The organism is Herbaspirillum sp. GCM10030257 (assembly GCF_042666555.1).
Lineage (GTDB): Bacteria > Pseudomonadota > Gammaproteobacteria > Burkholderiales > Burkholderiaceae_D > Noviherbaspirillum.
Map to the genome: position 1 here is coordinate 1 of NZ_JBHTDH010000061.1, position 10,915 is coordinate 10,915.

The window sequence follows — 10,915 nt, forward strand, 5'->3', positions numbered from 1 at the left end:
CCGCTGACATCAATTCGCCATATGACTACAGAAACTGGCCCACCGCAATGGTTGAGGTACCTGCCGCCGCAGGTACCGCCTTAATTACTTCTTGACTCGCAGGGGAAGTCCTTGCAAACAGAATCGGTCGCGTCCCGCGCTTCCGTTCTACGATACCGCCGGCTGGAATGCGACGCTGAGCTGCCGTTGGGACATTTTTAGTCACGCTAAGCGCTTCTTCGTGCACTAAAGTACGATTGCAAATCACTTACAATTGACCGGTCCTTGTACTCAGCTAGCCTGCCTCGGCATTCTTGATGCTTGCGCTGCAAAGTGCTGAGTTACCCATTGCTCACACACAGCCCATAGCAACGGCGCACCTCTTTTAATGGTGGGACCATAGCGGGAGAAAACCTGCTCAAGTGAAACGCTGTTCTCTGTCCAAGTTCCTCCACCTGTGAATATATTTATAAGGAGAGGTTGAAAGCGGTCCAGCGCTTTTGCAAACTTGGCATCCTCCGTTTCTGCAAGCTCAAACTCCTGCCATAAAGCTAGAAGTTCACTGCCTTGCTGCTGGGGCAATAAGCCAAACAACCGCGTCGCTGCTCTAGCTTCTTGTTCAGCCTGCGATTCGCTTGAAGACCCACTATGAATTGGGACATCACCAACGTCTATCTCGACGACGTCATGTAGTAGAAGCATCTGGATGACGCGATTTGTATCCACAGGGCCGCAGGCATACTCGTTCAGTAGCAACGCATACATCGCCAAGTGCCAAGAATGCTCAGCAGAGTTTTCTTTCCGACTTTTATCAAGTAGAGGTGATTGCCGTATTACGGACTTCAACCGGTCGATTTCCCTTAGAAAATTTAACCGCTTTTCTAATGCAGTCGATTGCATAACTCTTTTTATCAAAATTTGACTTTCTAGTATAAAGCATAGATGCGAAGGCGGTCCGATATGGGTCGGTGCCGACGTGTCGGATTCGTAAGGTCGATGGCTGGATTGTGGTGCACGGATCTTTGAATCGCAGGCGGTTAATTCATTCCATCCTCAAGACCCGGTCAAGGAGACAAGAATGGCAAAGATTGTAGGGGGCTGTTTATGTGGAAGCGTGCGGTATTCGGGTGATGTTGATCCAGTAATGACTGCGGTATGCCACTGCAAGCATTGCCAGCGGCAAAGCGGCTCCGCATCTTCACCGATTATTGCGTTTCCTAAAGGAACGCTTCAAATTGATAAGACCCATCTGAATATCTATGAAGATGTCGGCGAAATTGGTGTGCTCCAAATGGAATGGAGGCTGGCGTCCAAATAATCGAACCGCACGCCGAAAATTGGCTTTCTCTTCTAATCGCCGGAAGCACTACATTGCCATCCACGCTTGAACAGCTGATAAAGTTTCTTCGTCATTATTGGCAATGCGGTTCAGATCGAAGCCCGCAGTCCGATGAAGAAGCGCCGACCCGGCGCCGGTTCATAGAAACGGCGGTTGCCGTCATTGACGATGACCGAACCCGCATAGTCGCGGTCGAACACATTGTCGACGCGGCCGAAAAGCGTCCATCTCGTTGCGCCTGCCCGCAACTCGTGCGCGGCGCGCAGATTGAAGACCGCGTAGCCAGGCGCGGCTTCACTGTTGAGGTCATCGACATAGAATTTGCTTTCGACACGCATCTCCAATGCCGTCGTCAAGCCTTCGACAGGCCGGTACTCAAGTTGAGTGAACAGGCTGTGCATCGGTGCGCCCGGGAGCCGGTTGCCGGCGGCGACAACGCCGTTCGCGCTGGTGAAACTCTGCTTGAAACGGGCATCAAGTAGCGTGTAGGCCGCTTGCGTGCTGAAGCGGCCCATGTTGTTGCGCCAGCTCGCTTCAATGCCGCGCCGCGCCACGCGGTCGGCATTCTGGAAAATCGAGCGGCCGTTCTCGGTGGCCAGCGGCACGATCTCGTCGCGGCTGCGCGCGGTGAAGATGGCCAGATCCGCGCTCTGTGTGCCGGATCGCCATTTCATGCCGATTTCACCCTGCCGGCTCGTCGACGGCTGCAGACTGAGGTTGGGGCCGGTCCCACCGCTGCGATATGCCGATTCCGCCAGCGTCGGGGTCTCGAATCCGCGCCCGATGTTGCCGTAGAGATTGAGATTGTCGCTGGCATACCATACTAGCCCGAGCACCGGACTGGTATTGCGGTATTCCACGCTGCCGCTGTCGTTCGGGCTGGCGGCAGTCACATAGCGGTCGTCCACCGCCAAGCGCACACGGCTTGCGCGGGCGCCCACAGTGGCTTTCCACTGCTCGGCGAAGGTCCAATCCACCTGGCCGAAGATATCGACGTTGTTGGCATCGTTGCTTTCGTCACGGCGCAGCACGCCTGGGGTGCCATTGTTGTTAACGAAGCCGCGCCGGGTCTGGTCGAGGTCGTCGGCCTCCATGCCGACGGTCCAGTTGAGCGGCATGCCACCAGCCCACGTCCTATGTGTCCAGCTCATACCGGCGCCACGATAGTGGTTGTCGAGATCGACTACGCCTCCGGAAGAATTGGCGGCGGCGCCGGAAAACGACAGCGTCTGAAACACCTCACGCGTGCCAGCATACAGCCGCGCATTGAGGGTATTGCTGCGATCAACCTTATGCTCGAGCACGAGACCCGCCTGCCGCTGGTCGACGGTCTTGCGGGTATCGAAGGTCAGCGCGACCGGCGCCACCTGCCGCGGGTTCTCTTCGAACTGCGCGCGCGTCAATCCGAGCGGGTCCTGAGCCAGCGGCTGGTCGAACACGTTGACGATGCCGGTGACCGTAGTCGATGCCGACGGCCTCCACAAGACCTTGGCATTGAGCTGGGTTCGTTCCGCTGCGCTGTGATCGCGGTAGCCGTCGGTCTCATAGCGCGATACGTCGAGCAGGCCACCGAGCGTGTCGCCGCCTCCTGCCAGCGTGAATCCAAGCTGGCGCTGGCCGTCGCCGCCCGCGCCGACCGAGGCACTGGCGTAAGGTGCCTGCGGCGATAGGGGCGGATCGGCGGTAAATACCTGCAATACACCGCCTGCGGCATTGCCATACAGCTGGGCGACCGGCCCGCGCAGGATTTCGATCCGCCGCGCCGAAGTCAGGGTCGCCGTGGAGGGCTGCCCCTGGCCGTCGGGCATGGTAGCCGGTATACCGTCGATAAGAATGCGAACGCCGCGCACGCCGAACGTAGACCGGGTGCCGAAACCGCGTACCGACAATTGCAGGTCCTGCGCATAATTCTGCCGCTCGCGGATCTGGATGCCGGGCGCGGTGCCAAGCAGTTCCGACAAATTGACCAGAGGCGATGCGGCGCGCAGCGGATCGACCTGGATGGCGTCGATCGAAGCCGGCGCGTCGAAACGTTTCTGCTCGCTGCGGCTGGCGGAAACGACGACTTCTTCCAGCTGTTTTTCCTGCTGGGCAGCGGCATCGGCAACGATCCCGAAGAATGCTGCGGCCAGTAGCATGCCTGCCCGCATGCCGGACTGAGAATGGGCTATTTCCATGGCGTGGAATGTCAGGTCAATTTCCAACGAGGCTACTTGATCGACAGCACGTATTCGGCCAGCACCTTCGCATCCGCATCCGAAACTTGCGTCTGCGGTGGCATGGGCATTTGCCCCCAGACGCCGGAGCCGCCGACCTTGATCTTTTTAGCCAGCCTTTCTGCCGCACCGCTGTCGCCGCTGTACTTCGCGGCCACGTCCTTCAGCGCAGGCCCCACCCGCTTTTGATCGACTGCATGACAGGCCATGCAGTTTGACTTCTTGAACAAGGCTTCATCGGCAAAAGCCTGACCGGAGGAAAGCAAACATCCGGACGCAATACATAACGCCAAAACTTTGTGCATGAACATGATCCTCATATCAAACGCGTCGCGGCAGGACTGCGATTTCAGCCCACCTGCCTGCCATGAGCAGGACTGCGAGCGAGGAGCTGATCGCCATGCAGGCTTTGCCGAAAGCCTTGTCGGTCAAAGATGATTGCGTCTGAAATCGCACCGCCGATTCGGTAGCGGGCCCGTAAAACATCATTTCGGGGTCATCTTGATGATATCTCCCTCGTCGGTCGCGACGTACATGTTGCCGTCAGGTGCCTGAACTACCGAGCGGAAGCGACCTGCCGGCATCGGCAGCGATACCTTGGTCCGTTTCGCAGTCTGGCCGTCGGCGCTGATATCCAGCACGTCCAGCCGGTTGCCGACCGGCGTTCCATGGATGCCGATGCCCATGTAGGAAACGACCATCTTGCCGTCCCAATCCTTCCACTGCTTGCCGTTCAGGAAGGTTCCGGAAGACATGCCCTGAGACAGCCCTTCATTGGTCCACGCCGGCTTCATCGCCTTCGGATAGGCTTTCAGATCGGTCATGGGCATGAACTTGGATCGTTCCTTCGGGTCCATGGCCTCCATCTGGTTGGGGCTATAGCCGCAATAATTGCCAGGGCAGTCGCCACGACCGTTAACATTGGGACGCGGGTCCCACCCGCCGTTGCCTCCTGCCGTCAGTGCGGTCACCTCATCGGTATGCCATGGCCCGTTTTCGGCCAGGATCGGCTGGTTGCTTCCCGGACGGAAGGCGATGCCTTGAGGATTGCGATGCCCGTAGGTGAAGATGCGCGGGTCGAATCCCTGCGGCGCATTGTTGCCTGGAGCAGCCTTGCCTTCGCGGTCGATGCGCAGAACCTTGCCGCCGATGCGCGTGGGACTTTGCGGCACTTCGCCGTTATGGGTGTCTCCGGTGGTCACGTATAGGAATCCGTCGCCGGGGCTGAAACGGATGCGGCCGCCATTGTGGGCGCCCGTCGCACCGAACGGATGATCGCTCGCTGCAGTCTTGTAGGGGATGTCGTTGACAATGTCCTTGCGGTCGGAAAGCTTGGTCCTGTCATCGTTGACCACAAAGCGGATGACATGGTTGGTCTGCGGCTGCGACATGCTGGAAGCAGAGTAGACATAGATGAAGCGGTTCTTTGCGAAGTCGGGATCGACCGCAACACCGTTCATGCCAGCCTGACCATCGCAAAACAAGTCATCGGCCTTGCTGTCGTAATCCTTGGAGTCTTTCATGCCGAGCAGCCGATTGACGGTGCCAGACGGCATTCGCACGGAGAGCCCGTTGCATTTCTCGGTAAAGAACATGGTGCCGTCCGGAAGGAAGGCCATGTCCCACGGATTGCTCAGCTTGGACAAGACGGTAGTCGCCGTCAGATTAGGCGCTGCGGCAACGGCAGCGCCCGAAACAGCGACGCCGGAACTTGCCATGAGCATGCAGCTAACAAGTTTAGTAAGACGCATAAAATCCTCTCCTCAACTTGTCGTTGATTATTGGAATGCTGAAAATATGAACCTTCCGTAATAACTACATGCCGGCGTTTTGAGTGTAGGTCGTTGTATTAATGACATCCAAAAATTTTTGTCTATCAAAATGACAAAGCGATAGCGTACGCCCTTAGTGATCGGATGCACGATGGCAGTTATTGCGGATATCCGCTTCCAGTCGAGAAAAACTTTTGAAGAAAGCAGTGCTGCCGGCGGATATGGTTTGCGTCCCGTCAGGATGAAGGCCGATGGGCATTTAATGGAGGAGCGGATGCGCTGTTGCATCGCTATACCAGGACGCCGTCGGTGGCCGTCCGTCCATGTTCCTCGCCGGATTTTTTGCGCTCAAGCCGAACGGCTTCGGGCGGTCTGCCGCCAAATGCAGACCGCCATAGTAGCGTCCCCATGTCCGTGTAAGCAGTGTTCGTATAATCAGGGCTATGATGAACATCTCTTTCCAAAACAATAAATTGCGCATCGAATAATTCTGTACTTACCGGACGCTCGCCGTGCTTACCGGCATAAGCTATCCATTCAATGAACAGTTAAACTGAGGAATTAGATGCGTATTACTACAGAACTGTCTGAGCTTGATTTAGATGTCATCCACGGCTTACTTTCCACTGAATCAGCTTGGGCATGGGGCATATCTAGGGAAGTTCCTGAAAAGGCCTTGCGCCATTCTTAGTGTTTCGGAGGATTTGAAGGAAGCACGCAGATGGCTTTCGCGCGCGTAATTTCGGACTTTGCGACGTTTGCCAACCTTGTCGACGTATTTGTGCTACCCGCTTACCGTGGCCGGGGATATTGAAAGGAGTTAATGGTAGCTGTATTAGATCACCCAGAGCTACAAGGGCTACGTAGATTTACTTTGGTCACGAGCGAAGCAAGTGGGTTGTACACTCGCTTCGGTTTTACTCCGTTAACTCGTCCTCAGACTTTTATGGAAAAATTCGTCCCATCGATCTATCAGCAAGGTTCTAAATTGACGTTGGATTCGAACCCTCATACGGGCCCTTCAACATGACGTTACTGTGTCCGCTTTTGGGAAGCACTAGAGGTGGGTGAGGGGCACGTCCCTCGCTTCCTTTCCGTGATAACGCTGTCTGGAATCTGGCTCCGAGCTGCCGCTGGCCCTTGAGGTATATAGGGCGCATGCCGGCCATAAGCAGGCATTCGAAATGAAAACAGACTTCAAACGATGCCATGAATATTGAACTTCCCGAATCTATTGCAAGCCAAGTATCCAATACACTTTCAGTTTTGAAATGTCATCTTGGAGAATCTATTCAGGCAATTCACCTGTTTGGTTCTGCAGTTGATGGAGGCTTGAAGCCTCTTAGCGATATCGACCTGTTGATCACTGTGACCGCTCCTTTGGCCGATCACGCCAGAGCGGCACTGATGACCGAATTGCTGTCTGTGTCTGCTGTTCCCGGAACTGACGCTGTCCGTCGCGCACTCGAAGTGACCGTTTTGGCACAAGAGGATGTGGTGCCATGGCGGTACCCGGCAAAACGGCAAATGCAATTTGGCGAATGGCTGCGCGACGACATCAACGCTGGAATTTTTGAGCCCGCATTAATGGACCACGACCTGGCCATTCTGCTGACAAAGGCACGGCGGTGTAGTCTCGCTTTGTACGGTCCTGCAGCTCCAGAAGTTTTTGAAGAAGTTCCTGCCGCCGATGTTCAGCGCGCGCTTCTGGACACGTTGGGGCTCTGGAATACGGAGTCAGACTGGGAAGGAGATGAGAGAAATATCGTTCTTGCCCTGGTACGCATTTGGTACACAGCGATAACTGGAGACATTGCTTCCAAAAATGTTGCCGCAAACTGGGCGCTGGAACGGTTGCCTTTTAAAAGCAAACAGGTTGTTATTGCGGCGAGAGATGGTTACCTAGGACGAGGCGTGGTAGACCTTGCTGTTTTCACAGAAGAGCGTAAGGCACTTTTAGCCTATATTCGATGTAAGGTGATGGAGGCGCTGCGGTAGTTGAAGTGGAGTCGGTGGAGGAATGTCTGCTTAGGGTTGATAGCGCAGATTTTCAAGCAGATTCCCGACGTCCGATCGTCGGCGCAATGCGGGCAGACAGCAAGCTGCTTGGGCAGACGACAGGCGGCCATTAGTTGCCGGTCATGTCGTTTTTCTAAAGCGGACAAGCCACGTACGCCGTGTAGCGACTTCGACCGCTTTCGGAGAGTAGCGAAAGCGGTCGTGTACGCCACCGGCTGAGGCTCCTATCGCAAATGGCAGGCACGGGCGTTTTGGTCGCTTCACCCTTTATAAGGAATCGGCCTTGGAAGGGCGTGATTCCTCATTGTAAATCCAACCGGCTATTTAATTGGCAGGAAATCGTTGGGAAAAATCCTACCCTGGGTATGGCTACCGCGGTAGCTCTGCACTGGGCGGGGAGTGCCGCCGTCGAACGAATCGCGCCTGAATGCGGCCGCTCCGCAAAGCGACGCGTCAGGTACCTGCCTTCCACGTTCCGTAGACCTGCTTCACGGTATCAGCAGACGCCTTGCAGTAAATGCCGAAAACAATATGCGAGCAGTCGTAGGGGCTGATAAAGCTGACGCCCCAGATGAATGCGCCGCGAATAAGGTTGTCGTATCGACTGTTAACGTTAAAGAATGCCTGAAAGATGTTTTTTTGTTGCTGTTGGCCCGGCGTCACGCCGCTTGCATCAGGAGCGGGTTCGGGCATGCCTAGGTTCGCCCCCTGGAGCGCCGTTGCACCAACGTCGTCGGTGTAGCCAAATTCCGTGAAAACCAGGGGCTTACCGGGATTGGCGGCCTGCCTCGGGACGAGGTGCGTCTTGAAAATGTTTTCCCACACCGTCTCGAGTTCAGCGACGGAAAGAACCCGCCCTGGATTGGATGATGTCAGCTCAAAATAGGCAGAAGTGCCAACGACATCGAGGTCCAGATCTTCGAAGACGTGACTGAAAGCGCCCGCTGTACCGGCCCCTCCTGCGAAGTATTCCGGGTTTGTGAACGTAATGTGTTGCTGGTCGTAGGTCAATAGGCCAGAGTATTGCGCGCGCACTGCACTGACAAGCTTGGTCAGTTGTGGCTTGAAATGGTTGGTGTAGGGCGGACTGCTCGCACGGGTGCGGACGAGGTTATCCTGTTCGGTCGCCACCGCATACATTTCGACACCGGTTTGCTGGGCGATGCGAGCATATTTCACCGCGATGTCGGTGTAGTTGTTCCAGAAAATCTCCGTGTTCTTCGCATGGTCGGGGTGTACCGGATCCCACCACCAGTAGGCCGGATTAATGCATGCCTGAAAAGGATCGTTCACGGCCACTGTGGGCTGGCCGAGCAGCCAGCGATTGACCTTGTGGTGTGCCGACTTGCAATCCGGGTCCGTCGTCGATACCGGGATGAAGACTGGGGACAGTTCCAGGCCAAGCATGATCTTAAATCCTGCTTTGCGGGCCTTGTTAAGGAAATAGATGAGATCGGCATCGTCGAACGTAAAGCTGGCGCCGGAATCCATATTGCCCGCCGGCCGATATTGCAGCTTGACGGTCGGGTCGGATACGTCGCCGTAGAAAATCGGCACGGTCAAGGCGAGCCATTCCACATTCTTGTCACGCAGATAATTGAAATAGGCACTGTCGTCGTCCTGAATGCCTTTGCGGACCAGTTGTATGGCCTGGATCAGCGATGCCTGATTGAATACGGCATTGGACGTGTGCACATTGAACGTTCCACCTGCGAGCAGTTCGGCGGCGTGGGCGACGACTGCGGCAATATATTCGCGTGCAGCCCCGGACGCATTGATCATCGTCCATTGATTAACAGTCTTGCCGTCGGCCGATATCTGAAGGTGGACATTGCCAGCAAACCCCTGGATTGCCGCGAGTGATGTATTGACGGAAGGCGAGAAGTCCAAGCTCAATTCGCCGTTGTCCGCCCGCCGCGACAATGCGAAACCCGCCTGCGCGTACGATGCGCCACCGCCCAGCTTCACGTTCGACAGTTTCACTGTCGCGGTGTCGAATATCACCGTATTCCCCGAGCTTTCGGTATAGGAGGAGCGGGAGATGTCGGTTGTGACACCGCTTGCCGACAGACTTTGGGGCGCGTCGGACAGCGCCGGCTTCACGCCACGTACGTTATCGCCATAGTTGCTGTACATGTGTACTGCACGCATGCGATTGATCGACAAAATTGGATTGGGTTTGTACGCCTTTTCCGTAATGCCGACATTGGCAAGCGCGGCCGACGTGTCGGTTGGCGTAATGGCGGCGGCGATTGCCATCGTCTTGGTGATCGAATCTTCGGACGTGTTGTAGTTCAAGCCCTGCTGAACCGCGACCTGCTTGCCAACCGCAATCTTGTTATCCAGCAGTTTGGTTACCCAACCCCAGGTTGGGTCATTCGTAAACGAGTGCGCCGAGGCTAGCATCGTCTTGACGAGACTGCCTTTGGTAGCGCGGCCACTCGCCAGCTCGTTAGCCCAGTACTGGACATCGGCATCGGGCGGCGCGGTTGTGCCGCTACGGCCAAGCACGTTCTTGTAGATGACCTTCACGAAATCCGCGTTGGACATTGTCGACGAATAACCGGTTAACGCGCTGTATTGCACTGCCGCGTTATAGAAGCTTTCGCAGATGTGGACCAGCGACACGCCAGACTGGTATTGGCTGATCCAATAGCTCAATCCACTAGCATCGGGAACACGGTTAAAGAACGCGACATACAGTTCCACTAGCGAGTTTAAGTCTGCTTCCGGAATTGCACTTGCCTGGCTCGCGATATTCAGGTTAATTGTGACGTCGGCAAAACGGAGTGTATCGGCATTCCCGATGCGGATCACACCTCTATCACCCACATTGTCGGCAACCGAAAAACCGCTCGAGGTCTGCGTGATCGTGTAATCGCTGCGCTTGCCAGGGAAGGTGGTGTCGGCATTGGTAGTGACCGTATTCGCAAGCCGCTTGGCGACGGGAGGCAATCTGGGGTTCGAGGATTCTCCGCCTCCGCAGGCGGCCAGGGAAAGTACAAGGACATATACGGGTATCACGAAACGGGTCACGCGCGGCCTCCTGAGCGGCAATTATTGTAATTTTGAAACTGAACTGAACGAGTTAATCAGCAAACCTGCCTCTTAAGGAGAGGATGTTTGCCATGAAATGAAAACGCTTTTCGGTTGAACAAATCGTCGCCATCTTGGAGCCCACGCCGCGGAGCAGCCTTGGACGTAGGCCGAATTTCGTGGGCCGTTTGGAACGCTAGATCGCCGAAATACTAGCATTCGTGACATGCATTGGGCTCCCATATTTATGGGAAGAAAGATTAGATCATGCGCGCGGATGTTAGCTCGGACAGGAGCGTAAGACGAAGAACAACGTTTGGTTCGCAACTGCTGGAACGGCAGGAACCTAATAATGCAAAGCAGCCAGCCTTGCTGGCGCCGACTATTGGCGAAATCGGCATTTCCGGCTGTTCGTGGACGGCAGCTTTCTAGTGTGGTGTCCCGCAAATAACTTTACAAAGACGCTCAATCTTTTGCAGGATGGAGTCGGCGGTGGCGGTCCAGACGAACGGTCGCGAGTGGACATTGTATTGCGCGACAAAGCTGTCGATCTT

Annotated in this window: 7 protein-coding genes and 1 pseudogene; 2 read left to right on the plus strand and 6 right to left on the minus strand. The window is 55.7% G+C overall.

Going from position 1 to position 10,915, the window contains the following annotated elements; translation table 11 throughout:
• Window positions 1-270: 270 nt before the first annotated feature.
• On the minus strand, window positions 271-879 hold the full coding sequence (locus tag ACFQUU_RS28665) for an HD family hydrolase (protein ID WP_382251986.1): 609 nt from the start codon (window positions 877-879) through the stop codon (window positions 271-273).
• Between the two features lie 178 nt (window positions 880-1,057).
• Between ACFQUU_RS28665 and ACFQUU_RS28670 the strand changes: the two genes are divergently transcribed.
• Window positions 1,058-1,297: a GFA family protein gene (locus ACFQUU_RS28670; RefSeq protein WP_382251987.1), complete on the plus strand. Its 240-nt coding sequence runs from the start codon at window positions 1,058-1,060 to the stop codon at window positions 1,295-1,297.
• Between the two features lie 110 nt (window positions 1,298-1,407).
• Here the strand turns inward: ACFQUU_RS28670 and ACFQUU_RS28675 are convergent, their stop codons facing one another.
• The 3 genes from ACFQUU_RS28675 to ACFQUU_RS28685 form a co-directional block, all read right to left on the minus strand.
• Complete coding sequence (locus ACFQUU_RS28675) at window positions 1,408-3,495, minus strand: TonB-dependent receptor family protein (RefSeq protein ID WP_382251989.1); 2,088 nt, start codon at window positions 3,493-3,495, stop codon at window positions 1,408-1,410.
• Window positions 3,496-3,527: 32 nt separating this feature from the next.
• Window positions 3,528-3,839: a c-type cytochrome gene (locus tag ACFQUU_RS28680; protein ID WP_382251990.1), complete on the minus strand. Its 312-nt coding sequence runs from the start codon at window positions 3,837-3,839 to the stop codon at window positions 3,528-3,530.
• A gap of 180 nt (window positions 3,840-4,019) precedes the next feature.
• On the minus strand, window positions 4,020-5,285 hold the full coding sequence (locus ACFQUU_RS28685; protein ID WP_382251992.1) for a PQQ-dependent sugar dehydrogenase: 1,266 nt from the start codon (window positions 5,283-5,285) through the stop codon (window positions 4,020-4,022).
• 1,230 nt (window positions 5,286-6,515) lie between these two features.
• On the opposite strand from ACFQUU_RS28685, the gene ACFQUU_RS28690 reads away from it, so the two are divergent.
• A complete protein-coding gene (locus ACFQUU_RS28690) occupies window positions 6,516-7,304 on the plus strand; it encodes an AadA family aminoglycoside 3''-O-nucleotidyltransferase (protein WP_382251994.1) in 789 nt (262 codons plus the stop codon).
• A gap of 474 nt (window positions 7,305-7,778) precedes the next feature.
• Here ACFQUU_RS28690 and ACFQUU_RS28695 read toward each other — a convergent pair whose 3' ends face one another.
• Window positions 7,779-10,361 carry a DUF4214 domain-containing protein gene (locus tag ACFQUU_RS28695; RefSeq protein WP_382251996.1) on the minus strand — a complete coding sequence of 861 codons (2,583 nt, stop codon included), beginning with the start codon at window positions 10,359-10,361 and terminating at the stop codon, window positions 7,779-7,781.
• A gap of 428 nt (window positions 10,362-10,789) precedes the next feature.
• Window positions 10,790-10,915 (minus strand): annotated as a pseudogene (locus tag ACFQUU_RS28700) (IS630 family transposase); the annotation flags it as partial.